Annotated in this window: 23 protein-coding genes; 14 read left to right on the plus strand and 9 right to left on the minus strand. The window is 65.2% G+C overall.

What is annotated here, in order from left to right:
- Positions 1-158: 158 nt before the first annotated feature.
- Positions 159-749, plus strand: a complete 591-nt coding sequence (locus ABZ027_RS17295) for a malonic semialdehyde reductase (RefSeq protein ID WP_356769018.1) — start codon at positions 159-161, stop codon at positions 747-749.
- Positions 750-813: 64 nt separating this feature from the next.
- Here the strand turns inward: ABZ027_RS17295 and ABZ027_RS17300 are convergent, their stop codons facing one another.
- The gene (locus ABZ027_RS17300; protein ID WP_356769020.1) at positions 814-1,335 is read right to left on the minus strand and encodes a DUF4245 domain-containing protein; all 522 of its coding nucleotides are present in this window, start codon (positions 1,333-1,335) and stop codon (positions 814-816) included.
- A gap of 125 nt (positions 1,336-1,460) precedes the next feature.
- On the opposite strand from ABZ027_RS17300, the gene glpX reads away from it, so the two are divergent.
- Positions 1,461-2,495 carry a class II fructose-bisphosphatase gene (gene glpX, locus ABZ027_RS17305; protein ID WP_356769022.1) on the plus strand — a complete coding sequence of 345 codons (1,035 nt, stop codon included), beginning with the start codon at positions 1,461-1,463 and terminating at the stop codon, positions 2,493-2,495.
- Positions 2,496-2,606: 111 nt separating this feature from the next.
- Here glpX and ABZ027_RS17310 read toward each other — a convergent pair whose 3' ends face one another.
- The gene (locus ABZ027_RS17310; RefSeq protein ID WP_356769024.1) at positions 2,607-2,984 is read right to left on the minus strand and encodes a WhiB family transcriptional regulator; all 378 of its coding nucleotides are present in this window, start codon (positions 2,982-2,984) and stop codon (positions 2,607-2,609) included.
- A gap of 196 nt (positions 2,985-3,180) precedes the next feature.
- Entirely contained in the window at positions 3,181-3,888 is a 708-nt protein-coding gene (locus ABZ027_RS17315) for a DUF1707 domain-containing protein (protein WP_356769026.1), read from the minus strand.
- Positions 3,889-4,076: 188 nt separating this feature from the next.
- On the opposite strand from ABZ027_RS17315, the gene ABZ027_RS17320 reads away from it, so the two are divergent.
- From ABZ027_RS17320 to ABZ027_RS17335, 4 genes are all read left to right on the plus strand, one after another.
- A complete protein-coding gene (locus tag ABZ027_RS17320; RefSeq protein ID WP_356769028.1) occupies positions 4,077-5,756 on the plus strand; it encodes a fumarate hydratase in 1,680 nt (559 codons plus the stop codon).
- A gap of 266 nt (positions 5,757-6,022) precedes the next feature.
- Positions 6,023-6,229, plus strand: a complete 207-nt coding sequence (locus ABZ027_RS17325) for a hypothetical protein (RefSeq protein WP_319198958.1) — start codon at positions 6,023-6,025, stop codon at positions 6,227-6,229.
- Positions 6,213-6,728, plus strand: coding sequence for a DUF6879 family protein (locus ABZ027_RS17330; protein WP_356769030.1), 516 nt, complete (start codon positions 6,213-6,215; stop codon positions 6,726-6,728). The genes ABZ027_RS17325 and ABZ027_RS17330 overlap by 17 nt, the downstream gene beginning before the upstream one ends.
- Positions 6,725-7,558, plus strand: a complete 834-nt coding sequence (locus ABZ027_RS17335) for a helix-turn-helix transcriptional regulator (RefSeq protein ID WP_356769032.1) — start codon at positions 6,725-6,727, stop codon at positions 7,556-7,558. Before ABZ027_RS17330 ends, ABZ027_RS17335 begins: the two co-directional genes overlap by 4 nt.
- Before the next feature lie 1,635 nt (positions 7,559-9,193).
- On the opposite strand, the gene ABZ027_RS17340 is transcribed toward ABZ027_RS17335, so the two are convergent.
- Positions 9,194-10,360: a phage major capsid protein gene (locus ABZ027_RS17340; protein ID WP_356769034.1), complete on the minus strand. Its 1,167-nt coding sequence runs from the start codon at positions 10,358-10,360 to the stop codon at positions 9,194-9,196.
- A gap of 525 nt (positions 10,361-10,885) precedes the next feature.
- A complete protein-coding gene (locus tag ABZ027_RS17345) occupies positions 10,886-12,124 on the minus strand; it encodes an IS701 family transposase (protein WP_356769036.1) in 1,239 nt (412 codons plus the stop codon).
- Positions 12,125-12,294: 170 nt separating this feature from the next.
- On the opposite strand from ABZ027_RS17345, the gene ABZ027_RS17350 reads away from it, so the two are divergent.
- Positions 12,295-12,879: a GNAT family protein gene (locus ABZ027_RS17350; protein WP_356769039.1), complete on the plus strand. Its 585-nt coding sequence runs from the start codon at positions 12,295-12,297 to the stop codon at positions 12,877-12,879.
- 356 nt (positions 12,880-13,235) lie between these two features.
- Positions 13,236-13,820 carry a hypothetical protein gene (locus ABZ027_RS17355; protein ID WP_356769041.1) on the plus strand — a complete coding sequence of 195 codons (585 nt, stop codon included), beginning with the start codon at positions 13,236-13,238 and terminating at the stop codon, positions 13,818-13,820.
- Positions 13,821-13,833: 13 nt separating this feature from the next.
- On the opposite strand, the gene ABZ027_RS17360 is transcribed toward ABZ027_RS17355, so the two are convergent.
- The 4 genes from ABZ027_RS17360 to ABZ027_RS17375 form a co-directional block, all read right to left on the minus strand.
- Entirely contained in the window at positions 13,834-14,160 is a 327-nt protein-coding gene (locus ABZ027_RS17360; RefSeq protein WP_356769043.1) for an HNH endonuclease signature motif containing protein, read from the minus strand.
- A 290-nt stretch (positions 14,161-14,450) separates the two neighbouring features.
- Complete coding sequence (locus tag ABZ027_RS17365) at positions 14,451-14,888, minus strand: hypothetical protein (protein ID WP_356769045.1); 438 nt, start codon at positions 14,886-14,888, stop codon at positions 14,451-14,453.
- Positions 14,889-15,134: 246 nt separating this feature from the next.
- Positions 15,135-16,703, minus strand: a complete 1,569-nt coding sequence (locus ABZ027_RS17370) for a recombinase family protein (protein ID WP_356461546.1) — start codon at positions 16,701-16,703, stop codon at positions 15,135-15,137.
- Positions 16,704-16,879: 176 nt separating this feature from the next.
- On the minus strand, positions 16,880-17,266 hold the full coding sequence (locus ABZ027_RS17375; protein WP_356769081.1) for a hypothetical protein: 387 nt from the start codon (positions 17,264-17,266) through the stop codon (positions 16,880-16,882).
- A 503-nt stretch (positions 17,267-17,769) separates the two neighbouring features.
- Here ABZ027_RS17375 and ABZ027_RS17380 point away from each other — a divergent pair.
- The 6 genes from ABZ027_RS17380 to ABZ027_RS17405 all read left to right on the plus strand — a co-directional run bounded on the left by ABZ027_RS17380 (position 17,770) and on the right by ABZ027_RS17405 (position 24,657).
- The gene (locus ABZ027_RS17380; protein WP_356769047.1) at positions 17,770-20,175 is read left to right on the plus strand and encodes a glycoside hydrolase domain-containing protein; all 2,406 of its coding nucleotides are present in this window, start codon (positions 17,770-17,772) and stop codon (positions 20,173-20,175) included.
- 11 nt (positions 20,176-20,186) lie between these two features.
- A complete protein-coding gene (locus ABZ027_RS17385; protein ID WP_356769049.1) occupies positions 20,187-20,645 on the plus strand; it encodes a hypothetical protein in 459 nt (152 codons plus the stop codon).
- Positions 20,646-20,841: 196 nt separating this feature from the next.
- Positions 20,842-21,279, plus strand: a complete 438-nt coding sequence (locus tag ABZ027_RS17390) for a hypothetical protein (protein WP_356769051.1) — start codon at positions 20,842-20,844, stop codon at positions 21,277-21,279.
- Between the two features lie 258 nt (positions 21,280-21,537).
- Positions 21,538-22,095 (plus strand): hypothetical protein, encoded by a 558-nt coding sequence (locus ABZ027_RS17395; protein ID WP_356769053.1) that lies wholly within the window; start codon positions 21,538-21,540, stop codon positions 22,093-22,095.
- Between the two features lie 397 nt (positions 22,096-22,492).
- On the plus strand, positions 22,493-23,878 hold the full coding sequence (locus ABZ027_RS17400; protein WP_356769055.1) for a class II fumarate hydratase: 1,386 nt from the start codon (positions 22,493-22,495) through the stop codon (positions 23,876-23,878).
- A 113-nt stretch (positions 23,879-23,991) separates the two neighbouring features.
- On the plus strand, positions 23,992-24,657 hold the full coding sequence (locus tag ABZ027_RS17405; RefSeq protein ID WP_356769079.1) for a DUF402 domain-containing protein: 666 nt from the start codon (positions 23,992-23,994) through the stop codon (positions 24,655-24,657).
- The last annotated feature ends 292 nt before the right edge of the window (positions 24,658-24,949 follow it).

Raw genomic sequence — 24,949 nt, forward strand, 5'->3', positions numbered from 1 at the left:
ATGAAACTCGGTAGCACCGGGTGGCGGCCCGGGACTGTGAAGCGGGTCACCACGCCCTGGTTTTAGTTGAAGGTTGAATTTCACTGGCGTACGGTCGTGTCCGTAAGCGGTCCCCGGTCCGTTTCCGGGTCCGACGCATACTTCGAGAAGGTTCACGCATGTCTCTCGTCCTTGACCCCGCCGCCCAGGACCTGCTGTTCCGCGAGGCCCGCACCGCGAACACCTTCACCGACGAGCCGGTGACCGACGAGCAGGTGCAGGCGATCTACGACCTGGTCAAGTACGGCCCGACCGCCTTCAACCAGTCGCCGCTGCGCATCACCCTGGTCCGCTCCCCCGAGGCCCGTGAGCGCCTGGTGAAGCACATGGCCGAGGGCAACCAGCCGAAGACCGCCGCGGCCCCGCTGGTGGCGATCCTCTCCGCGGACAACGAGTTCCACGAGGAGCTGCCGGTCCTCTTCCCGCACTTCCCGGCCGCCAAGGACGCCTTCTTCTCCGAGCGCCCGGCCCGCGAGGGTGCCGCCGCGCTGAACGCCGCCCTGCAGGCCGCGTACTTCATCATCGGTGTCCGTGCCGCCGGTCTCGCCGCCGGCCCGATGACCGGTCTCGACTTCGCGGGCGTCCAGAAGGAGTTCCTGGACGACGACCACACCCCGCTGATGGTCGTCAACATCGGCAAGCCGGGCGAGGACGCCTGGTTCCCGCGCTCCCCGCGCCTGGCCTACGACGACGTCATCACCACCGTCTGAGCGGTGCGCGCACAGCGAAAGGCCCCCGGCGACGACGCCGGGGGCCTTTCGCACGTCTGATGGCTCACGCCATCCTGAGCGCCCCGGCCATCTGCGTCAGCTGGGCGAACGAGCCCGTGCCGGCCACCACCGTGGTCGAGCCCTTCCCCGCGAGTACCAGGGCGTCGTAGCGGCCGCCGGTGTAGCGCGTCCACGTACGGCCGTCGATCACCTGGGTGGTCTTCGTCGCGGCACCGCCCTGACTGGCCTCGCCGATGAACGTGGACGGCTTCTGAGTGGACTGCTCGATCTGCACGTACCCCCCGTCGGGGGCCTGGAAGCCCAGGTGCCAGGCGTCGAACTGGTCGCCGCGGAAGCGGACCGACGTCGCCTTCCAGCTGCCGGACAGGCCCTCGGGCGCCGCCACCGGGTAGGCCGCCGCACGGCGAGCAGTGAGCAGCTCGACGCGGTAGTCGACCTTCTTGATGTCCGGAGCGGAGTCGTCGTGTGGGATGAAGACATAGATGACCGCGACCGCGATCCCGATCAGGCCCAGTGAGAGGACCATGTCCCGGACCGTCTTCTGCTTACCGTTCGAACCTGCCACGTCCCTATCGTCGCAGGTACCCTGGCCCGCTCATCCGTGGGGCCCCCTGCTCATTTTGTCTGCCTGACGATAGAGTCGGTCCACACCCTCATCCGGCCGTCGTCGTATCAGAAAGGTGCGCTCCGATGACCGAGCATCATCATCTGCCGTCCGAACTCGAAGTTCCGTCCGAGGCTCCCGACCGCAACCTCGCCCTGGAACTCGTCCGGGTCACCGAGGCCGCGGCGATGGCCGCGGGCCGCTGGGTCGGGCGCGGCGACAAGAACGGCGCCGACGGCGCCGCGGTACGGGCCATGCGGACTCTCGTCTCCACCGTCTCGATGAACGGCGTCGTCGTCATCGGCGAGGGCGAGAAGGACGAGGCCCCGATGCTCTTCAACGGAGAGCAGGTCGGCGACGGGACGGGGCCCGAGTGCGACATCGCCGTCGACCCGATCGACGGCACCACGCTGACCGCGAAGGGCATGACCAACGCGATCGCGGTGCTGGCCGCCGCCGACCGCGGGTCGATGTTCGACCCGTCCGCCGTCTTCTACATGGACAAGCTGGTCACCGGGCCCGAGGCCGCCGACTTCGTCGACATCAACGCGCCCGTGTCCGTGAACATCCGCCGGGTCGCCAAGGCCAAGCGGTCCACGCCCGAGGACGTCACCGTCGTCATCCTCGACCGGCCGCGCCACGAAGGTCTCATCGACGAGGTCCGCGAGACCGGCGCGCGCATCCGGCTGATCTCCGACGGCGACGTGGCCGGCTCGATCCTGGCGCTGCGCGAGGGCACCGGCGTCGACCTGCTGCTCGGCGTCGGCGGCACGCCGGAAGGCATCATCTCGGCCTGCGCGGTGAAGTGCCTGGGCGGCACCATCCAGGGCAAGCTGTGGCCGAAGGACGACGAGGAGCGGCAGCGGGCGATCGAGGCGGGGCACGACCTGGACCGCGTCCTGACCACCGACGACCTGGTGTCCGGGGAGAACGTCTTCTTCGTGGCGACCGGCATCACGGACGGTGAGCTGCTGCGGGGCGTGCGGTACCGCTCGGAGACCGCGACGACCGACTCGATCGTGATGCGGTCGAAGTCGGGGACGGTGCGGAGGATCAACTCCGAGCACCGCCTCAGCAAGTTGCGGGCCTACAGCGCGATCGACTTCGACCGGGCGAAGTAGTTCCCCGGACCGGTCGAAGCAAGTCCCCGAGCAAAGAAGTGAGGCGTCCCCGGTGCGGCGGGGCGCCTCTCTTCTTTGCCCGATGCCTCAGCTCTCCGGCTGTGGCGCGGGTCAGCCGACTGCCGCTATGCGCTCACCCGCCCTGGCCGCCTTCTTCAGTTCCAGGTCGCGGCGGCGGCGCCGGGCCAGGACGACGCGACGCTCGGCGGCGGTCAGGCCGCCCCAGACGCCGTAGGGCTCCGGTTGCAGGAGCGCGTGCTCGCGACACTCGACCATGACGGGGCAGCCGCCACAGACGCGCTTCGCTGCCTGCTCCCGGGAGAGCCGGGCGGCGGTGGGTTCCTTGGATGGCGCGAAGAACAGGCCGGCCTCGTCACGCCGGCACACCGCCTCGGTGTGCCAGGGTGCGTCTTGGTCCCTGTCCCGCACTGGCACCCGCTGGGCCGGTACGGCAGCTACCTGCAGGGACGAATGCGGCGGTTGCAGCACGGTCTACTCCTGACGACGGCTTCGCGAGCGAGAGACGATGCAGCAAGCCCTACCCGCTGTACGCGCGCCTATGCACTGAGTTCCCAACCACCGGATCACGACGACTCGTACGCGCTCTGTACGCGCTCTCAAGCCGGCCGGACCATGATCCCTACCGTCCGGAACGCGACCGGTCACCCCGTCGGATTCACACCCGTCAACGATCCAGGTGCTTGCGCAAACCCTTGTCGACCTTGCGCTGCACCCGGTCGAGGATGTCCGCGACGAGTTTGCCGCGCTTGGGCCGCCCTTCGACGTTGCCCAGCACGGCCCAGCCGTCCACATAGACCACGGGGGCATGCGGGTCGCCCGAGTCGACGGTGTCCACCTCGAAGTTGCCGAGGACGCCGCCGCCGGTGCCGCGCAGCGACACGTTCTCCGGGACACGGACCTCGACGTTGCCGAAGACCGATATGGCCTTGATCACGACCTGCTGGTACTCGAAGATCGCCTCGCTCAGGTCGATCTCGACGGTGCCGAAGACCGCGTACGCGTGGATCCGGCGGCCCGCGCGCCAACGACCCTTGCGGACCGCGCTGCTGAACACCGCGACCACGTTGTCGTCGGGGTCGTGCGGAAGCGGGTCGGTGGGGTGGTTGGGGGCCGGGGAGTAGCCGGGGGCCGCCCGGTGGCTGTGGGCGGCCGGCAGGTCCCGTATGAAGACCTCCAACTCGCCCACCGTCTTGGCGTTCAGTACCCCCTCGACGCGTTCCGCGTGCTCGTCGGCGGTGAGGCGCCCTTCGGCGAGGGCCTCGCGCAGGATGTCGGCGACGCGGTCGCGCTCGGCGTCCGAGGCGCGCAGGTCGGCGACCTGCGCGCGGGCGGGTTCCTGCACCTGCGGTTCGGTGTGCTTGTGAAGGTCCACGGCAGCAGCGTACCGAAACGCGATAGATCGCGACCAGGGGTGTGGACGAACCTTGCACCGGCCGGCTGAAGGCCCGCTGAGGGCCGACTGAGGACAACCTCACAACAGCGCTGCCGGAGGCAGGTTCTACGCTGGTGGGCGCTGCCAATGGAGGCCAGCGGCCATCTGTCGAGTGAGGAATGGGCGACATGCCTGAGTTCGCGTACACCGATCTGCTCCCCATGGGAGAGGACACCACCCCCTACCGGCTGGTGACCTCCGAGGGTGTCTCCACCTTCGAGGCCGACGGGCGGACGTTCCTCAAGGTGGAGCCGGAGGCGCTGCGCAAGCTCGCCGAGGAGGCGATCCACGACATCCAGCACTACCTGCGCCCGGCCCACCTGGCCCAGCTGCGCCGGATCGTCGACGACCCCGAGGCGTCGGGCAACGACAAGTTCGTGGCGCTGGACCTCCTGAAGAACGCGAACATCGCGGCCGCGGGTGTGCTGCCGATGTGCCAGGACACCGGCACCGCCATCGTCATGGGCAAGCGCGGACAGAACGTGCTGACCCAAGGCGGCGACGAGGAGGCCCTCAGCCGCGGCATCTACGACGCGTATCTGAACCTGAACCTGCGCTACTCGCAGATGGCGCCCCTCACCATGTGGGAGGAGAAGAACACCGGCTCCAACCTCCCGGCGCAGATCGAGCTGTACGCGACGGACGGCGGCGCCTACAAGTTCCTGTTCATGGCGAAGGGCGGCGGCAGCGCCAACAAGTCCTTCCTCTACCAGGAGACGAAGGCCGTCCTGAACGAGGCCTCCATGATGAAGTTCCTGGAGGAGAAGATCCGTTCGCTGGGTACGGCCGCCTGTCCGCCGTACCACCTGGCGATCGTCGTGGGCGGCACGTCCGCCGAGTACGCGCTGAAGACGGCCAAGTACGCCTCCGCGCACTACCTGGACGAGGTCCCCGCCGAGGGCTCGCCGCTCGGCCACGGCTTCCGGGACAAGGAGCTGGAGGAGAAGGTCTTCGAGCTGACCCAGAAGATCGGGATCGGGGCGCAGTTCGGCGGCAAGTACTTCTGCCACGACGTGCGGGTCGTGCGGCTGCCCCGGCACGGCGCGTCCTGCCCCGTCGCCATCGCCGTCTCCTGCTCGGCGGACCGCCAGGCCGTCGCGAAGATCACCGCCGAGGGCGTCTTCCTGGAGCAGCTGGAGACGGACCCGGCGCGGTTCCTGCCGGAGACCACGGACGAGACCCTCGACGAGGGCGCCGAGGCCTCGGACGTCGTGCGGATCGACCTGAACCAGCCGATGGACGACATCCTCGCCGAGCTGACCAAGTACCCGGTGAAGACCCGACTGTCCCTGACCGGCCCGCTGGTCGTGGCCCGTGACATCGCGCACGCCAAGATCAAGGAGCGGCTGGACGCGGGCGAGGGAATGCCGCAGTACCTGAAGGACCACCCGGTGTACTACGCGGGCCCGGCGAAGACGCCCGAGGGCTACGCGTCCGGCTCCTTCGGTCCGACGACGGCCGGCCGTATGGACTCCTACGTCGAGCAGTTCCAGGCGGCGGGCGGCTCCAAGGTGATGCTGGCCAAGGGCAACCGCAGCAAGCAGGTCACCGACGCGTGCGACGCGCACGGCGGCTTCTACCTGGGCTCGATCGGCGGCCCGGCGGCCCGGCTCGCGCAGGACTGCATCAAGAAGGTCGAGGTCGTCGAGTACGAGGAGCTCGGCATGGAGGCCGTCTGGAAGATCGAGGTCGAGGACTTCCCGGCGTTCATCGTCGTCGACGACAAGGGCAACGACTTCTTCAGCCCGCAGCAACTTTCTCAGCCGACGTTCACCACGATCCCGGTACGGGGTCCGGGGCTGGCCTGACCTAGGCAGCGACACCACGTAGAGCCCTCGGCCATCGGTCGGGGGCTCTACGTGCAAAGCGGGGCCGCCCCGACCGCGAGCGGCCCGCACAGAGCCGCGTAGGGCCTCACATCGAGGCCAGGCCACGACAGCCAGCGGCACGGCCCTTCCTGGCAGCGGTTTATGCGACAACGCGCATAGTCGCGTGATCGCATAGACGCCCCGATGTGCCCCCTCGTACCGTCGTGCTGACGGCCCAACCGGGGCCATGTATCAGGGGGTTCGCTATGGCGCGCGAAGAACTGACTCGGCTCACCGGGAACGGGAACGGTGAGTGCGGCGAAGACGACTGCCCGAACGTGTACGCCACGAAGCGGGGAACGTTCGTCGTGCAGGGCGACGTGTCCGAAGCCTTCCAGCCGCCCACGGGTGAGGGGCTGGTCGAGATTCCCGAGAGTGTGCTTCGGGAGGCGTTCCGTGCTCTTGGATGGTGACGAGTGGCGGGCAATGTTCCGGGGGATCGAATCGGAAGCGTGGCGACTGGAAACCCTGCCCCAATACCTCGTACCGCAGGAGGCCGCAGAGATCGAGGCATTCCGAGCGGGCAAGCGAATCGACCCGCACGCATACACCTCGTCATACACGGAAGATCTGAAAAAGCTCCGGAAGGAAGGGAAGAGGAAGGGACGGGTGCACATCCTGACCCAACCTCTTTCCGAGTATCTGAGCTTCGAATTCTCGCGGTACTACGCGCCCCACGCGCTCGCCGGTGAGGATATCCGCATTCTCGATGTGACCGGCCGCGAGAATCCTCTTCGAGGCGTTCAAGACTTCTGGATCTTTGATCGGTCGACTGTCGTCCTCATGCATTACGAGGAAGACGGAACGCAGATCAGTCGAGAGCTGTACGAGGGTGATCCCACGCCGTATGTCGAGTGCCAGCGAATCGCCGAGGCAGAGTCGATCCCGTTTCTGGAGTATGTGAAGGAGTGACGTTCGAACCCGAGCAACTTGGCCAGTCCAGTCAGGAACTGGCCGCGAAGCTCAGAGAACTACGCAAGCAAGCCGGACTCTCAGGGGTCCGGCTTGCTGCGCGCTGCAACATGTCTCAATCCAAGGTGTCCCGGATTGAGAATGGGAAAGTGCGGCCATCGCTGGTCGACGTTGAGCAAATCTTGAGAGCCCTCGACGCGCCGCCGGGCTTGATTGAAGAAGTCTCCTCACTCGCCCGGCTTGCGAACACTGAATGGCGGAACCTTCGAGAGCTGCGGCGCAAGGGTCTAGGAACGAGGCAAGCCGAGCTGAAGGCGCTCGAAGCGTCCTCGGCGCACATTCGCTACTTCCTGTTGTCTATGATCACCGGCCTTCTTGCCACTCCTGAATATGTGCGGGCAAGTCTTGCGCACTCCACGGCAGACACAAGTAAGGCTGTGGCGGGAAAGCTGGAACGTCAAGCCGTCCTCTACGACACGACGAAGCGGTTCACATTCATTCTTACCGAGCAGGCCGTTAGATGGCCCGTGGTGGCTCCGCTAGCCTTGGCCGAGCAGATGGACAGGCTTGCTTCGCTGACTTATCTCCCGAACGTGCGAATCGGCCTCATCCCAATGGGTACGCCTACCCCAAGAACGCCCCTAAACACATTCACCATCTATGACGCATCATTGGCCACGATCGAAACTTCGGCGGGATTGCTCGTTCTCCGTGACGACCGAGACGTTCAAAGCTACCTCGAAGAGTTCTCGGGATATGAGAGCAGCGCACTCTTTGGAGAAGACGCCAGGGCGAAGCTGTCTGAATGGTCGGCGGCCTGCCGCTCATGATCTTTAACCCAAGACGCGCATAAAGCGCCTAACCATGCACCCCCCTTGGCACCATGATGTGACAGACATGGAGCCGAGGGGCGATCGATGCTGGAGCCTAAGCCGCACGCTGAATCCCATTCCGGACCCGCAGCGAGGAATATTCCTGGACTTGAACCGGTCGGGGTAGAGGGGTGCATGACGTGCGCCGCGCTTTCTCACTCCCGCGAAGACGCCCGCGAAGAGGGCGTAACTGAAGCCGTGGCGAGTGCCAATCGGGAAATCAGCAACCATCCGCACAGCGCCGTAGGTGACGGCCGCAAGCTCCCTGTCGTGACCGTGTGGGGGGTGGCCGTGTGAGTCCGCAGCGGGTTCCCCTAGGGGCGCTGGATGACTGGCTATACGAAGCCAAGCCGAAGCCCGATTGCGCCCGGTGTACGGACGAGAAGGCGAAGCTCGACGAAGCCGCGAAGTCCGGCGATGCGAACGCGCGGTTCGACGCGGCCCGCAACATTCGGCAGTGCGAGCACGGGGCCAGGGCGTGACCGTCGCCCCAGAGCGGCCCCCGAGGCGCGGAGGCCGCCGAGGATTCGACCTCGGAAAGCCTTCCCTGTTGGAGTTCCTGAACGAGATCTCAACCATTTGCGGGATGTGCTTCGGGCACCGGGAACTTTGGTGCCCCCTCTGCGGGGGCCTGGATGGCTGCGAGACGTGCAATGAACGGCTGAAGGTTCCTTGCCCCGAGTGCGCGGGCGGGAACTGGTCCTACTGGCTCTGACGGCTTCCCTATCCTGCGAATGGGCTTCAAGTGCTGCAACCGACTTACAACCCGACAGACCCGCAGAGCGGCCCCACCGTGGTCACACATGACCTGGATAAGCTCGGCATCGGCCAGCATTGGACCCGAGTAGGCGGGCAGGCGGGACTGCCAATCTTTAGCCGACAAATTCCTGCCGGGCACGGCTGGTGTCGCGCTCTCTACGTAGCCGAGGCTCATTGGCCAGACGGTGCGGAACTCTGCGTCGAAGTGGAATGGCACCCCGACCAGAAGATCAGAGAAGAGGGGTCCAAGGCTGAAAACGAAGACCACTGGCGCACTCGGGTGAGCGCCGTAGCTGAAGCTTTGGAGTCTGTCGGCTACGTCGCCCAAATGCCGGGCCCCCGGCCCTCTCCCATGCGCGATACGCGGGCTTCCCTTCTCGTCTACCGTATTCGGGATGGGGTGCAGCCGGCCGCTTGCCCAAAAGACGGTTGGGACCATTTGGAAGAGCGATATCCGGAGCGCCCTCACTGGCCCGATAGAAGCCCCGAAGCTGAGCTTCGGCACCTGCTGCGGGAAGCGGGTCTTACGAACTGGTCGCAACGAAGTGGATACTTCGTCGGGAACATTGACCGGTTTTTCTGGCCCCCTTACTCCTCCGTTTGCTGCTTTGTGGGATGGCACCCACCCAAGCACGCTAACGGCGAAGATCAGCAAAAGGCCCTGTCGGAGCTAAAGCGGTTCCTTACAGGTGCCGGTTACAGCCTCAAGAGGCGTACCGGGTTTTGGCGGTCGAGCGATTGGCCAGGCGTCTTTGCCTATCTGCCCATGGCCCCTGAAACGCGGAAATCCCCCCGCACCCGGAATGGGTGCGAGGGGATGAGGCGCAGCTAATCTCAGCTAGCGGCAGCCTTGACAATCTGAGCCGAGGAAGCCTCGGCCAGAGAGACACCAGCAAGACGCATAGTCAGCTTGAAGCCCACCTGATCCTTATCGAAGCGGGCATCTTCGCTCACGCGCACCGTGGCGTTTCGACGAACGCCAACCACGATCCGTGAAGCGTCGGCGACCACAACCGTCTTAGCGGGCAGGAACGCGCTAGCGAGAATCGGAAGACCCCAGGCCGTAGAAGCCGGGGAATCCGTGGGAGAACCAGCCTGATAGGTGCCCGACCCGGCGGCCTTCTCCTTACGGAGAGCCGCAGCCATATCGACGGAAGCCCACACGACCGACGGAGTGCCGTTCATGGCTTCGATGCGGGCTACAGCGTCGGCCAGGTCGTCATAGGTGACGGTGACCTTTCCGGTGCCGAGAGTCGTAGAGACACCCTGGGAGACAATCCCCTTGACCGGGTTGGCACCGGAGCCAACGAAGGCGTCGGCATCGAACTTCAGCGAAGCGTCACGCAGGAGGTTATTCGCAATCGAGTTACGCAGATCGATAGCGGAGTCTTCCAAAATCTCAGTCGAAGCCCACTGAATCCGGCCGATCTTCTTCGGCTCGAACTTGACCTCACCCCAGACCATGTCTCCCTCGGGGAGAGACTGGCCTTCCTCGACGTAATCCATGCCGTCCGAGGACACAAGCTGCGGGACAGAGAAAGTCGCCGAGGTGAAGGGAACGATGCTCTCGGCCGGAAGGCCGCGCAGGAACGTCGACTTGGCCTTGAGAGCGTCGATGTACTTCGTAGCCGTCTGCTGGGAGACGGTGTAACCGCCGTCGCCCGGCACACCTTCAGCCACCAGGGCGCGGTACTCGCTGAGCGACGGCATCAGAGCCCGCCAGGAGCCCTCGTCACTGGCCGGGGGTGCCGCAGGCGTCAGCACGCCCAGGCCGCCCGCCAGAGAGCGAACCTCAGCTTCCCGTTCGCCGCGCTCGACAGCGTCGCGGGCCTCGGCCTCCAGACGCATGATGTCCCGGTCGAGCCGCTCGACGCGCGTGCGCTTCGCAGCGTCACTCAGGGACGAGTCACCCTCGACGGAGCGAAGCTCGGTTACCAGCTTCTTCCGATTTTCAAGGGCGCTCATTGCCTGGCGCTTGAATATGTCGCCGCAGTCAGTCATTGGTATTCCTTCTGTTCGGGGCCGGAAGGGGCCAGGAATGCAAAAACCGCCCAACACCCGGAAATGGGTGGGGCGGCTTGAAGGCGGCTGTAATCCGCTAGTTGGCGGAGTTGTTCTCTATGTTCGACGTCTCAGCGCGTGTCGCGCGCTGTTGCTTAATGCGTTCTACGTAGCGGACTCGGCGCGCAATGGCGCGGGCTAGGTTCTTACAGGGAGGGCCGCAATACCGGGGCGGCCTGCCAGGGCCGTACTGAATATTGAATGGCTTCTCACAAGCCCAGCACTTCAGCTCGACTGTGTTGTTCATGTCCCATGTCTCTTCGAGATCGTTCGAGGGGAGCGCAGCGTTCGGCGACAGAACGGAAGACAGCCCGACCCCACGGCCACATTTGGAGAAACATGCCGTGAAGCCGGGCCGTCGTCTTCGCACCGCCCCGTGCGCTTCCTCCCCCGACCCCCGAAGGGTCGAAGTCGCTGTTGCATGAGTAGAAGACCTGTTAATACTCCAGCTGCAGATCGTGATCTTCATGTCTGGGATGCGGCTTGTCGCTTGTAATGACTGGTTCGTGATCGCTGCTGGTGGCGACGCCGCCAGTCGGACCAGCTGAGTCGGTGGGCGATGCCGTGGAGGGGCTGAACGACGAGCGTGAGGAACAGGCGCTGGATCTCGTTGCAGGACAGCGGGACCAGCCCGTCCGGGGCTGGGTTGCGGGCGTGTTCGTCGGCGCGGACGACGGCGAGGAAGGCGTGGGCGAGCATGGCGAGGGTGACCCAGCGGGTCCAGGAGGGGTAGCGGCGGACTTGGTGCTCATCGAGTCCGGCCAGCCCTTTCTCGGTCTGGAAGGTTTCTTCCACACGCCATCTGGATCCGGCGACCCGGACCAGCTCGGTCAGCGGCATGGGCTGGGGTGAGAAGCAGCGGTAGTAGGCGAGTTCGCCGGTGGTGCGGTTGCGGCGGATCAGGAGCTGGCGGCGGCCCGGCGCTGCCTCGGTTAGATCGATGACGGCCCAGTCGTAGAACCGTTGCCCCTTCACACCGCGTCCGGCCGAGAGCTTCTGCCAGGCTCTCTTCGGCACCTTCTTCATCAGGGCATCGGCGCGGAAGGTGCCTGCACCGGTGGTCACTTCAGCCGAGCAGGCCACCGCGAGGACATAGCTGATACCGCGTCCCTCCAGAGCCGTGCGCAGTTTCGGGTTGCCGCCGTAGACCTCGTCCCCGGTGACCCAGCCCACGCGGTGTCCGGCATCCAGGAAACGTTCGATCATCGTGCGGGCCAGTTCCGGCTTGGTCGCGAAGACGGTGTCCTCGCCGAGCCCCGCTGCCCGGCAGCGGTCCGGGTCGCATGTCCAGGAGCGCGGGATGTACAGCTCTCGGTCCACCGCCGCGTGTCCTCGGGCGCCGGCGTAGACGAGGTAGACGGCGACCTGGGAGTTTTCTATTCGCCCGGCCGTGCCGGTGTATTGGCGCTGGACCCCTACCGTGTGGGTGCCCTTCTTCACATCGCCGGTCTCGTCGACGACCAGCACCGCAGCTTCGTCGTAGAGGTGTTCGACAACGTAATTGCGCACGTCGTCGCGGACGGCGTCGGCGTCCCACACGGCCCGGGACAGCAGGTGCTGCATGCCGTGCGGGCTGGCCTCCCCGGCCCACTCCGCGATGGTCCAGCAATTCTTGCGCGGCAGGTCCGACAGCAGACCCAGTACCAACCGCCCGGCCCGCAGGCGGGGTTCGTACCGGGCGAACCGGCCCGCGATCCGTCCCATGGCTACCTCGAACGCCTCCCGCCACCGGGCGGGATCTATGCTGTGACCTGCGGCCACCGTCTCGTCGTTTGTCCACACAACTCACGATGATCAATGGTGGCCGCACCCGTCTGTCCAGCGACCCCACCAGCAAGATCACGATTTATAGGTGGAGTAGTAGCCTTGGATCCATGCTGGACCGGCTGACGCTGCCGCCACTGCCCACACTGCAGGGGGAACATGTCATCTTGCGCGGGCCGCGGGGATCTGATGTTGACGATCGGCTGCGTCATCCCATCGACCCCGAGGAAGAGGATGGCTACGGCTCGTCGTGGCGGCGGGAGTGGGATGGCCGCCGCTACCACACCAGGGAGCACCTGACCGCCAGCCAGCGGTCACCGGACCCCGGCGCCTATACCTGGGCGGTCGAGTACGCCGGCCGTTGTATCGGCCGCGCCGGGCTTGGCGTGGATGCCGATCAGCACTGCGCGACCTACACGGTTGGCTTGTTCGCCGCCGACCTGCGTGGCCAGGGGCTGGGCCGCGAGGTGACTCGGCTAGTGCTGGCCTGGGCGTTTGACGTGCTGGGCGTGCACCGCGTCCAGCTGGAGGTGTTGGCCAGCAATACCCGTGCCATCCGCTGCTACCTGGCCTGCGGTTTCCGCCAGGAAGGCGTCCGCCGGGAAGCTCAGCTGTACCCGGACGGCTGGAAAGACTTCATCGTGATGGGACTGCTGCACTCGGAGCACGAGCCCCAGGCGGAGATCGCTGGCTGACCGGAATCTGGCCAGGCTTGACGCATTTCGTCGGCTGGTCCGACCGGCGGCGCCGCCATCAGGCCCGGTCCCGCACCAGCCATTACTGGCGACAAGCCACATCCCAGACATGAAGATCACGATCTACAGCTGGAGTATTAAGGCGCGCGAAACCCCACGCGTCACCCCGCGCGATTCATGGTGCGATTTCGAAGCCCTGGCCGGATAGCGGTCCGGGTTCCGGTCCCACGACTTCCGGCTAACCCCCGCGCGCTCACGCGAAGGGAAGGCTGCGGGTGCGGGGAAGGATGCCCTCAGAGTTTCAGACCTCCCCTCCCGGCCGAAAACCCCTTGACGGTGCCAGTACCGTGGATCGCATGGGCTGGTCGCTGGGGTACTTGAAGCCGCGTGAACCTCGACTGCTGGATGCGCTTTTCCTGTCAGCTGGCAGGGCGTTGCACCTGGCTAATTCCTTCGAGTCAAAGTGTCAGTACGTTTTGCGTATGGCGCATTTCGCCGAGGCTGCGCAAGCTGACCCCGTCCTGGGCTTGCAAGAGATCATCGCTGGTCTGCCTCAGGACAAGATGCTCGGTGGCACGCTGCGAGACCTATTGAGTACGTCGCTCGGGTCGCGCACCACTGACTTTGATCTACTCGATGGGGCAAGGAAGGCCCGCAACTTCATTGCACACGAAGGTGCCTCGATTGGAACGATATCGAGCGCGAGGCGAGGTGACATCTTGGAACACGCTGTTCGACTGAGGGCAGCTGTGTCCGACCTAGCCTCGGGTGACAATGTCGTATCGCAATGGTGCTTCCACCTCGATGAGCCGAACGAATCTCTTCCGAGGATGCTGATAGACGCTTACCCAACGATGGTTGATGGTTGGGTCTTTGGTCATTTCGGTGGATTGCTCGACCCCGAGGATGAGTCGCCCGTGAGCGGCGCAGGGGCTGAGTGAGTCAGACTTGCCCCTAGAGCGTTCTGTTGCCTCGACTGAAGTTGCACGGCCCGCAGGCCGGGCGAAGGTTCTCTATGTCATTCGTTCCGCCTCGGCTGAGCGGAACTATGTGGTCGGCCGTCTCAGCCGGCCGGGAATAGCAGATAGAGCAGACTGGATTATCCGCGAGGATCGCGGCTCTAGCTTTCCGATATTGAGTGTTGTATCCACGCGCCCAGGCCGAAGGGCGCGTGTGCTTTCTATTCTGCTCCCGTCGCTTCGCTCCGGACCGGGCACACGGCTCACAGCGGGAGCCGAGCGGATAGAGCCGCTTACAGCGGCTGCACATAGACATAGGCATAGCTACTCCAAGAGAGCGCCCCTACAGGGGCGCTTCTAGATAGAAAGAGTTAGGGCACCCTCGGCGGGGTGCCCGTAGTGAGGTTGTCTTTCCTGGCCTTCGTTACTCGGCTAGGGCGAGAAGCGAGCGGCAGAGAGCTTCTATAGAGCAGCGCCCTTCGCGGGGCGCTGCCTCTCTAAGGCCACAACTTCTCCTGGCCTTGATCGGCCAGGGCATAGCTGCGTAGCGGAGCGCAGCAGCTAACGGCCCCGGAAGGGGCCTTACTAAGGCCATAAGTAGCCGAGGGCCGTTCAGGCTGCCTCGGCGAACCACTCCGCATCATCGATCCACCCCAGGCATTCCGAGAAACGCTCACCGGGAAGGAGTCGGAACGTCGTCTTCGCTCCGCGTTTGCTTCCGACCGTTTCAACTTCCAGCCATCCGGCATCGCTTAGGGCTTTTGCCCCGCGTTCGGTGTAGCGGCGCAGGTTCCCGGCCCGGTCACGCACGCCGACGGCATCAGCGAGCGAACGCCATGGAATGGTGACCTCGGATTCGTCGCCGCACAGGCGGGCTATCTGCCTGGCCACGGCCTGACCGCTGCGCGGGACGCACTGAACCGCGTCGGCGTACCACAGGGCGGCTTGCCCGGTCGGTAGTGCCGTCTCAGCCGCGAGGGCAACCCCGCGCTTCCGTAGCTTCACTCTGCTGATCTCGATAGCGTCCGCATACCGTTCGAGAAACGTCATTCACGTAGCTCCATTTCAGGTGGGGCATAAGGAAGGCCCCGACTTGAGTGCTGGGCTGTGATCCGGTTGTACGTCAGGGAGGGTGGCGGAATCAAAGGTGGTTGCGACATAACATCAAACGACTGGCGGTTTCAACGGAAGGTGTTTAAACGGGGGCAGTGAGAGCGTGTAAACGCTCTCTCCGAGTGCAGACATGGGCTGGCCCCCGACGCGTTTACACGCGACGGGGGCCAGCCTCTACCGTCGTCAGCCTCCCACGTAAGGACGGCGAGCGGGGATAATCCACTCGGATTCCGGCTCGGTCCAGAGGTACCCTTCGGGGACGTGAAGGCCCGTCTCCTTCGCAATCTCCGAAACTTCGGGAATCTTGATGCGCGCCCGCCGATTTCCGTCCTCAGTCATGCCGACCGTCACAGTTATGGCGTGCCGCTGAATGAAGACACGACGCTGTTCGTCATCCTTGTTCTTCCATTCCTCGGCGTACGTGCGACCCGTCTCCTTCCAGGACGGCGCGTTCTCCGCCTCTTTGATCTCGCTACGCAGCCTCTCCACCTTGGCGGACTGGAATTCATGCTGCTTCCAGTAACGCTCAACCTGAACATCGGTCTTGATTCGTCCAGCCAGATAATCACTCTCCAGCCGGTCAAGGGTCGCTTCCGCCTCGGCAAGCTCAGTCTTGGCTTGACTGATCGAATTATTCACCCTTTCCATTACCGGCAGAGGGCCGAGGGTGACATTCACGAACTGACCTACGGCCGCGTCAAGGTCTTCTCTCCGGATTCGAGCGGGACTCGGGCAAGTCCCCGTGTTGATGTTGTTGCAGGCGTAGTAGTGAAAGACTCGGCCGTTCTCCTTGGTTTTCTTGGATGAAGACATCTTCGAACCGCATACGTCGCAAATAGCAACGCCGCCCAGCATCGAGCGCGAAGGAGTAGCACGGGCCACGGGTCGATTGGCGGTCATGTCGGCGACCAGGGAAGCCCACTCCCCGTATTCCATGAGCGGGTCATCCGTGATCCGTACCGGCTCACCGTCGTCGTCCATGACAGGCTCGCCCTTGTACGTGTAGATGCCGCCGACCGTGGGGTTAGTCACGATCGCTCGAATGGCGTTGGCAGTCCAAGCGACACCCTTCGGTTCGTCGCCGCGATCAATGCGCAGGTAATCCCGCCACGTAGGAACGCCACGCTTGTTCAGATCAACGGCAATCTTGTACGAGGACCAATCACTCTTCAGCTTCTCCACAATGTCACGAAGAAGGTTCGCGTATTCGTCATCCTGAATGAGCTTCTTACCCCCGTCCTCTTGGCGCTCAAATCGGTATCCGAACGGGAGGACACCGCCGATCCAAACGCCCTTCGCCTTCCGGGCCATCGAGCCGGACAGGGCACGCGCACGGATGGTGTCCAACTCGCCTTCGGCAAAGGCGGCGATGATCTGCGCGAACATCTTCCCCATGGGGGTGGACATGTCGATGCCCTCGGTCACGGACACGATCACCTTGCCGTGCTTCTGGCACCACTCGAAGACCTCGGCGAAGTGACCCGCCTTCCTGCTGAGGCGGTCGAGCTTCCAGACGGCCAACACGTCCCACTCGTCGGCCCGCTCGTTGAACCAGGGACCGAGGCCCGGCCTCTTGAAGGGGTGCATAGCGCCGGACACGTCTACGTCCTCGGCCCACCCGACGATGCGTCCTTCTATAGAGGGTCCGTTCGCCCAGTGCTCGACGGCCGCACGCTGCTTCTCCGGGCTGGTCGTGTCGTCCTTCATGACGGACAAGCGGACGTTGCCCAGCACCCTCGGGTTAGAGATCATGCGCGGATGCTACGGGTGGTGCCGTCAACTGAACAAGTCGAACGACTTCTTCCAGGACCCGGCGCCGCAGCCGACGTTCACCAGCATCCCGGTGCGGGGCCCTGGCCTGGCCTGAGCCGCCGTCCAGATGTAGCGCCCCGAGAGGATGAGGACACGGCCGACGGGTGGTTGGCCTTTCATCGCGGCGCGTCCGCGGTGGTGATGGTGGTTGTAGGTGTGCAGTCAGGCGGGGAGGGCCTGGCGTCCTTCCCCGCTCCGAGCGGCAGGGGCGGGCGTCGGCCCACTCGTTCGGCAGTGTCCGGTTGAACCGTTCGCCCTTGCCGGTGGTCTGCGGGCCGTAGGAACGGGTTCGCTGGCCTTTGGTAGCGGCGTACGACACGGCCGGTGGCGCGGTCGGGGCTGGCTAAGCGGACCAGGCCATAGCGGACCGGCACCAGGTGCTCGATGGAAGGCACCAGGCGCAGCCGGTGGGCGATGCGGGCCGGGCCCCAGCGGCGCGGCACGCGGTCCTTGATGATCCGCCGCGCCGGCGAGACACCGAACAGCGGAGCGAGCTGCCTCATCGTGAGGTTCGTGCGGTGGTACAGCCACCAGCAGCACCCGCTCAACCCTCAACATCCCACCCGTATACGAGAGATGCACTGATCACAGCCTTCTGCAACTCCTTTTCGGAGTGGGCGAGTCGGGGCTGCGTGTATGCAGCGGTGATCAGCCATAACCCCCGCTTGTCATGAATCATTCAGGCCATTCCTCCCGCTGCCCGACCCACTTCTCTTGATCCTCGGCTGTGGCCTATGCCTATCTTGATGCCCGCATAAGGCAGCCCGACCAAGCTGCTGGCCCAGGCGGCCGCCCAACGACCGGGGCAGCCGTCACCACAGGGGGATACATCGTCATGCATTGCTGCCGGGCTGCCGCGCACGCCGATCCAACCTTGCGTGCCCGCCCTGCTCTGCGTGCGACTCCTTACGCTCAGCACCCAGCGGACTGCCGGGGATGAAGTGCGCGGCCCCCTTCCCTCCTTTTCTTTTTTGAGCGCTTCGACCGTTTGAGGAGAGTCCGTCGCATGGCCGATGAGAAGGTCCTTGCTGCCCAGAAATGGGTCAACGCCACATACGGCAACGTGCCGGGCTACGCGAAATGTCCCGAGGACGGGAAGACTGGCTGGTCCACCATGTACGCCCTCACGATGGGATTACAGAAGGAACTCGGTGTCAGCCCCGTAGTAGCGAACTTCGGCGACGGCACTGTCTCCAAGCTCGCTGCGCTCGGCGAGATCGGCAGCGGCTGGGCGAAGAACGCGAACATTGTCAAGATCATCCGACACGGCCTGTTCTGCAAGGGCTACAACGGTGGCTACTCCGACACCGGTTACTTCGACCCGGACATCGTTCTGGCCGTCAAGCACATGCAGGACGACATGGGCCTCACCCAGAACGGCACGCTCCACCCGAAGGTGTTCAAGGCTCTCCTCAACATGGATGCCTACGTGCTCACCGCCGGTGGATCGGACGAGGTCCGCTCCATCCAACAGTGGTTGAACGGAAACTACTGGACGAAGAAGACCGTCGACATAGGCCCCGCCGACGGGCACTACTCGCGTAACGTCCAGCAGAACCTGATGAAGGCCATCCAACTGGAGATCGGAATCGCCGAAGCGGACGCCACCGGCAACTTCGGCTCCGGAACGCAGGCCGGCCTCAAGTCCAAGGCCGTCGTCTCCCAGGGCTCTTCCGGGATCTTCGTTCAACTGTTCTCCGCCGCGTGCGTCTTCAACCAGCCGATCGTCACCATCAACGCGGCAGGCGACACCGTCCAGACGAAGACGGTGTTGAAAAAGACGTTCGACAGCAATCTGACAACGTTTGTCACCATCTTCCAGCGGTTCTCCGAGCTGCCTGTCACTGGCAAGGGCGACTACGCGACGTGGGCCCAGCTTCTGGTTTCGATGGGTGACCCGGACCGACCGGTCACCGCTTCCGACACCGCCTACACCATCACGCCGTCCCGGGCGAAGAAGATGTACGGCGACGGCTACCGGTACGTCGGCAGGTACATCAACGAGGCCTCCGCAGGCGGGGGGTCGAAGATGCTTGAAGAAGGCGAACTCGCCAACATTTTCGCCGGCGGCCTGAGCGTGTTCCCGATCTTCCAGGACAACGGAAGGACCCTTTCCGAGTATTACTGGGGCAACGGATACACGCACGCTCGGAAGGCACACGACCAGGCCGTGCACTTCGGGTTCAACCGTGGCACGGTCATCTACTTCGCCGTCGACTTCGATGCCACCGACGCCGACATGTCACACATCCTGGAGTACTTCCGGGGCGTCGTGTCGGGCCTCGGAAGCAAAGGGAAGCGGTACCTGCACGGCGTGTACGGGTCTCGGAACGTATGCGCCGAGGTCACCAAGGAGACCTACGCACGCCACTCGTTCGTGTCCGGCATGTCCTGGGGTTTCTCCGGCAACCTGGGCTATCCCCTGCCGTCGAACTGGTCGTTCAACCAGGTGAAGGAATACAAGGTCACCGACGGAACGGACACGTTCTGGCTTGACCGTGACGCCCACCGCGTCGGTTCCGACCCCGGCCAGCACAGCATCAACAAGCCGGCGTCGCCCGCAGGTGACTTCATCAACTACATCCAGTCGCTGTATGACCTCGCGAAGGCCTACGGCAAGGGCGACCCGAACCAGCTCGTCATGGAGTACATCCGTAGCGACAAGTACGACGACGCGACCTTCCGGGGCCTCATCGGGAAGGTGGACGCCGGGTTCGTCGCGTACGCGAACGATCACAACATGAGCATCTGGGACGAGTTCAAGGACCCGTTCACGGGCCAGTACCTTGGCCCAGAGCACATGATGGCCACGGCGAACGGCCAGTACGTCAAGCCGAACCCCAAGGGAGACATCAGCCTCGGCGACGTCGCCGGCTGGGGCGGCGACCTGATGACCCTGTACGGCGAATGGCGGCGCGACCACGATTCCTACGCCTCCGGTGCCACCTACATCCGCGACAAGATGGGCAAGATCGGCGTCGCATCCACGTTCGGATTCACCGACCTCGTCGAAGACGTCGACGGCTACCTCATCGCCCAGGCCGTGCGCGGCGGCAAGACCATCGTTCAGGCCGTGCGCGACCACTACCAGGGCAACGCCGGTCTGACCCGGTTCAGGGACTACGTGAAACAGCGGTTCGGCGGCACCATCAGCGAAGCAGCCGCCCAGGCGAAGAAAATCCTGACGGACACTCCCCTCAGCACCGACGGGGCGATTCTGGTGGGTGGCCGCGTCCTGCTGATCAAGAAGTTCGGGGGCACGGACGCTCTGATGCCGCACCTTCTGCCCAGCGGTCAGCTCGACGAGTGGTGCAACGCGTTCGGTGACAACCTTGTGCAGCACGCCTCCACGGAAAGGGTTCGACGGGCTGAGTACCAGGCGAACCAGCAACGATTCCTCGGCTCGAAGTAGCGTCAGGGCGCATGGTGTCCCTGTTCACGTTCTTCGGCCCGCCCGCCATCACCCTCCTCCTCTTTGCCGTTGGGGCATTCCCGTACGCGTTGTGGGTGACCAGGAGGAAGCCCTCGCAGCCGGCCCGCTGGGCCGTGATCGGTATCGCGGCAGCGATCGCTGCCTACGGTGCTGGGACCCTCTACGGCCTCGCCTTCACGAACCCGCTTGACGTGTGTGGGGACAAGACGGGCGACGGCGTGTACATGGACGCCGGGCGGGACTACAGCCTGACATCGGTGAGCGTGGACAGCTTTCCCCCCTCCATCACCTGCCACTGGACCAGCGGCCACGACACCGAAGAGGGGTGGTTCTGGGTCCTGCCTCTGCTGTACGCAGGGCTGGCCTGCTCCGTCGTCTGCTTCGCCCTGCTTCTCATCAACCGCTACAAGGACAGAAAGGCTTCTCGTGACCACGAGCTTGACGCGTAGACGGGCTCTCGGCCTCGGCATGGGAGCAGGGGCGGCAGTCGCCCTGGCGACTGCCGGGTCTGCGCAGGCCGCCCCTGCTTCCAGTGCGCGGACGTGGAAACGTCCACAGTCCGCGAACGGCTGGCCCGTCCTTGATCACGCCACGACGTATCAGGTGGAGGGCACGGACGTCGAGGTCTCCTTGGCGAAGGGCGACGTGGCGACCGTACTGGTGCACGTGGCCCGCCGGTTCGCGTACGAGATCGGCATGCTCAGGGCCGGAGACCTCCGCGGTCACACCACCGATAGGACGGTGGCTGCCTCGTTCGAGTCGAACTGTCTCTCGGGCACTGCCATGGTGATCCGACCCATGCACTATCCGCTCGGCGCAGACGTCGAGAACACCGGCATGAGCGAGACCGAACGGATCGTCGTCGCAGACATCCTCGCCGACTGCGAAGGCTTGGTCGCGTGGGGCGGGGACCTGAAGCCGGTGAAACAGTCCCATTTCCACATTGACGTCAAGCCCGGAGATCCCCGCTTGAAGCGTCTGGCCGCCCGCATCCGAGGACAGAACGACACACCTGGTGAGGGTGCCGGGGCCATCGACGCCTTCGCGCCTGCCAGGCGTCGTCTCGCCGCCCGCTACCAGTAGTCCTGTTGCTACCAGGCCCCGTCGGGGCGAGATCCTCGCCCGCCCTGGCCCAGGACGTACGGCTCCGGTGAAAGAAGCCGGTCGCATCCGGCCGACTCACCCCGGCCCGGGTCCACCCTCGCCCGCCGAATCCGAGGTGCGCAGGCCCGGCCCCGGACCCGCCGCCGGGTCCATCGACCATTCCTTCCGAACTGCCGCAAAAAGACTGCGGCTACCACCAAAGCGGCTCATCCGCGAAGAAGGGAACACCTGATTTCCATGCGCAGACTGCCAGGCATTCTTGCCACCTCCACCGCTCTCGTCTCCATTCTCGCGGTCACTCCACAGGCGCTGGCCGACACCCGCGCCTCAACGGGCAGCGACGTGCTCGTTTCTGGGACCAGCGTCGCGTTGTCCGAGAACGGCGCCCGCGACCCCGGGACGCGCGCCGTCGCAACCGCGAACCCTGCCGCCGTCCGTGCCACGGCATCACTGTGCGGGTCCGGATACCAGCTCGAGAGGGCCGAGCGTCTCCCGGACGCACGCCGATTCGGCACCCTGTTCACCTACATGAAGCTCTCGAGCAGCATGGACGGGGCTTGCGCGGTGTTCGACAACAACCTCGGCGTGGCGAAAAAGATGAAACTGAAGCTCTGCCCGAACAAGGTCGGCGCGACATGCAAGGTGGACGAAGGCACCTTTTCGCAATACGCAGGGCCGGTCAAGTACGAGTCAAACAGTGACATATCGATCAACTGTTCAAAGGTGACCGCGATCATGTGGTCAGACGGTGTCCCGATCATCGACCGAGTCATGTCCGTCTCGGAATGTGACTGACCGTACCCAGACCGCTGCGCACCAGCGCCCACCTGTGCGGGGGCCGGGTCTGGTGTGAGCCTGTGACGGACGGCCGCCCCTGATTGGCGCAGGGGCGGGCGCCGTGTCAGATCAAGGTCTGGTCAGCCGACGCAGACGACGAAACTGATGCCGAGCTTCGTCCGCGTCTCGTCGAGGCACGTCGGCCCCGTCCAGGCTCCAGCCCGCGAAGTCGACCGGAAGGGTCGGGTCCTCGCCGTAGCGCATCGTGGTGGCGTCGCTCTTGGTGGCCGTGACCTCGACGCACGCACCCCTTCGTCTGCTGCACGGCCGCCGTGAGGGCTGGGTCACCCGGCAAAGGGCCCACGGGCGGCCGAGCGTCCGGAACATCCCGGGCGCCCCGTTCGCTGTACAAGGCATGAGTGACTACCGCATCGAGCACGACTCCATGGGCGAGGTACGCGTACCGGCCGACGCCAAGTGGCGGGCCCAGACGCAGCGCGCCGTGGAGAACTTCCCGATCTCCGGGCAGCACATCGAACGCGCCCACATCGAGGCACTCGCCCGGATCAAGGGCGCCGCGGCCAAGGTGAACGCGCGTCTCGGTGTGCTCGACAAGGACATCGCCGAGGCGATCCAGGAAGCGGCGGGTGAGGTCGCCGAGGGGCGGTGGGACGAGCAGTTCCCCGTCGACGTGTTCCAGACCGGGTCGGGGACCTCGTCCAACATGAACACCAACGAGGTCCTCGCCACCCTCGCCACCGAGCGTCTGGGCCGGGACGTCCACCCCAACGACCACGTCAACGCCTCGCAGTCGTCCAACGACGTCTTCCCCTCGTCCATCCACATCGCGGCCACCGCCGCCGTCACCCAGGACCTGATCCCCGCCCTGGAGCACCTGGCGGCGGCCCTGGAGCGCAAGTCCGAGGAATTCGCCGCCGTCGTGAAGTCGGGGCGCACCCACCTCATGGACGCCACCCCCGTGACGCTGGGCCAGGAGTTCGGCGGGTACGCGGCGCAGATCCGCTACGGCGTGGAACGCCTCACCGCCTCCCTCCCCCGGCTCGCCGAACTGCCCCTCGGCGGCACCGCCGTCGGTACCGGCATCAACACGCCCCCCGGGTTCTCCGCCGCCGTCATCGAGGAGGCCGCCCGCACCACCGGGCTGCCGCTCACCGAGGCCCGCGACCACTTCGAGGCGCAGGGCGCGCGGGACGGGATCGTGGAGACCAGCGGGCAGCTGCGGACCATCGCGGTCGGACTGACCAAGATCGCGAACGATCTGCGCTGGATGTCCTCCGGCCCCCGCACCGGGCTCGCCGAGATCTCCCTCCCGGACCTGCAGCCGGGCTCGTCGATCATGCCGGGCAAGGTCAACCCGGTGATCCCGGAGGCCGTGCTCATGGTCGCCGCCCAGGTGATCGGCAACGACGCCACCGTCGCGACCGCCGGAGCGGCCGGCAACTTCGAGCTCAACGTGATGCTGCCGGTCATCGCCAAGAACGTGCTGGAGTCGATCCGGCTGCTCTCCAACGTCTCGCGGCTGCTCGCCGACCGGACCATCGACGGGATCGTGGCCCACCGGGAGCAGGCCCGTGAGTATGCCGAGTCCTCGCTGTCCATCGTGACGCCGCTCAACAAGTACATCGGGTACGAGGAGGCCGCCAAGGTCGCCAAGAAGGCGCTGGCCGAGCAGAAGACCATCCGTCAGGTCGTCGTCGAGAGCGGGTACGTGGAGCGCGGTGACCTCACCGAGGAGCAGCTCGACGAAGCGCTGGATGTCCTGCGGATGACACACCCGTAACCGCCGGCGAACCATTCACGCCGCGTGTGTGAACCGTGACGCGCACCGCAGCATCGGATGCCTATGGCACCTAATATCTGTGCATGGCAGACGGTGGAGCGGTGAGAGCCGACATGGCAGCGGGCGGGTCGGCGGTGTTCTGGGCACCCGGGAGTCAGATCCTGTGGCGTTACCGGGAGAACGGCGGCACGCGCTTCCACATCGCGCGTCCCGTGACCGTCGTACGGGACGACAGCGAGCTGCTCGCGGTGTGGCTGGCGCCGGGGACCGAGTGTGTGAAGCCGGTGCTCGCCGACGGTACGGCCGTGCACGTCGAGCCGCTGGAGACCCGCTACACCAAACCGCGGACCGTGATCCGCGACCGGTGGTTCGGGACCGGCGTGCTGAAGCTGGCCCGGCCGGGCGAGCCGTGGTCGGTGTGGCTGTTCTGGGAACCGGGCTGGCAGTTCAAGAACTGGTACGTGAACCTGGAGGAGCCGCTGGCGCGTTGGTCCGGCGGGGTCGACTCCGAGGACCACTTCCTCGACATCTCCGTGCACCCGGACCGCAGTTGGCACTGGCGCGACGAGGACGAGTTCGCACAGGCCCAGCGGGACGGGCTGATGGACGACCGGCTCGCCCGGAAGGTCGGGGAGGCGGGGCGGTCGGCGGTGGAGGTGATCCGCTCCTGGGGGCCGCCCTTCTCGGACGGCTGGCAGCACTGGAGGCCCGATCCGTCCTGGTCCGTCCCGTCATTGCCCCCGGACTGGGATCGTACGCCCGCGCATCTGTCCTCATGAGACCCTTGATGCGCCCCCGGGCAAGAAACGTAGGATCGTCCTCCGCAAGGGCGCGCAGTGGCAAACACCGGAGCACGCGCTGGGCTTGACCGATCGTCACCGAGGGGCGGCAGGACGTGAGCGAGGGGTACGAGGACAACACCGGTACGGGACGAAGTCGGGCCGCCGGTGACACAGGAACAGCCTCTGACCACGCGGGAAATCCGTTCCAGGGACATGTATTCCGGGTATCGGGTTTTCGGCGGGACCATCTGCGCGCGCGGCGCGCAGCCCCGGACGGACGGATTCGACA

It is taken from the genome of Streptomyces sp. NPDC006332, from assembly GCF_040612855.1.
GTDB lineage: Bacteria > Actinomycetota > Actinomycetes > Streptomycetales > Streptomycetaceae > Streptomyces.

What these genes read in the sequence shown, in the direction of transcription:
- ABZ027_RS17320 (WP_356769028.1), top strand. Translation starts at nt 4,077, where the DNA reads ATGCCTGAGTTCGCGTACACCGATCTGCTCCCCATGGGAGAGGACACC.
- ABZ027_RS17375 (WP_356769081.1), bottom strand. Translation starts at nt 17,266, where the DNA reads ATGAGGCAGCTCGCTCCGCTGTTCGGTGTCTCGCCGGCGCGGCGGATC.
- ABZ027_RS17380 (WP_356769047.1), top strand. Translation starts at nt 17,770, where the DNA reads ATGGCCGATGAGAAGGTCCTTGCTGCCCAGAAATGGGTCAACGCCACA.
- ABZ027_RS17345 (WP_356769036.1), bottom strand. Translation starts at nt 12,124, where the DNA reads ATGGGACGGATCGCGGGCCGGTTCGCCCGGTACGAACCCCGCCTGCGG.
- ABZ027_RS17385 (WP_356769049.1), top strand. Translation starts at nt 20,187, where the DNA reads ATGGTGTCCCTGTTCACGTTCTTCGGCCCGCCCGCCATCACCCTCCTC.
- ABZ027_RS17370 (WP_356461546.1), bottom strand. Translation starts at nt 16,703, where the DNA reads ATGATCTCTAACCCGAGGGTGCTGGGCAACGTCCGCTTGTCCGTCATG.
- ABZ027_RS17355 (WP_356769041.1), top strand. Translation starts at nt 13,236, where the DNA reads ATGGGCTGGTCGCTGGGGTACTTGAAGCCGCGTGAACCTCGACTGCTG.
- ABZ027_RS17295 (WP_356769018.1), top strand. Translation starts at nt 159, where the DNA reads ATGTCTCTCGTCCTTGACCCCGCCGCCCAGGACCTGCTGTTCCGCGAG.
- glpX (WP_356769022.1), top strand. Translation starts at nt 1,461, where the DNA reads ATGACCGAGCATCATCATCTGCCGTCCGAACTCGAAGTTCCGTCCGAG.
- ABZ027_RS17400 (WP_356769055.1), top strand. Translation starts at nt 22,493, where the DNA reads ATGAGTGACTACCGCATCGAGCACGACTCCATGGGCGAGGTACGCGTA.
- ABZ027_RS17365 (WP_356769045.1), bottom strand. Translation starts at nt 14,888, where the DNA reads ATGACGTTTCTCGAACGGTATGCGGACGCTATCGAGATCAGCAGAGTG.
- ABZ027_RS17350 (WP_356769039.1), top strand. Translation starts at nt 12,295, where the DNA reads ATGCTGGACCGGCTGACGCTGCCGCCACTGCCCACACTGCAGGGGGAA.
- ABZ027_RS17405 (WP_356769079.1), top strand. Translation starts at nt 23,992, where the DNA reads ATGGCAGCGGGCGGGTCGGCGGTGTTCTGGGCACCCGGGAGTCAGATC.
- ABZ027_RS17340 (WP_356769034.1), bottom strand. Translation starts at nt 10,360, where the DNA reads ATGACTGACTGCGGCGACATATTCAAGCGCCAGGCAATGAGCGCCCTT.
- ABZ027_RS17360 (WP_356769043.1), bottom strand. Translation starts at nt 14,160, where the DNA reads ATGCCTATGTCTATGTGCAGCCGCTGTAAGCGGCTCTATCCGCTCGGC.
- ABZ027_RS17395 (WP_356769053.1), top strand. Translation starts at nt 21,538, where the DNA reads ATGCGCAGACTGCCAGGCATTCTTGCCACCTCCACCGCTCTCGTCTCC.
- ABZ027_RS17325 (WP_319198958.1), top strand. Translation starts at nt 6,023, where the DNA reads ATGGCGCGCGAAGAACTGACTCGGCTCACCGGGAACGGGAACGGTGAG.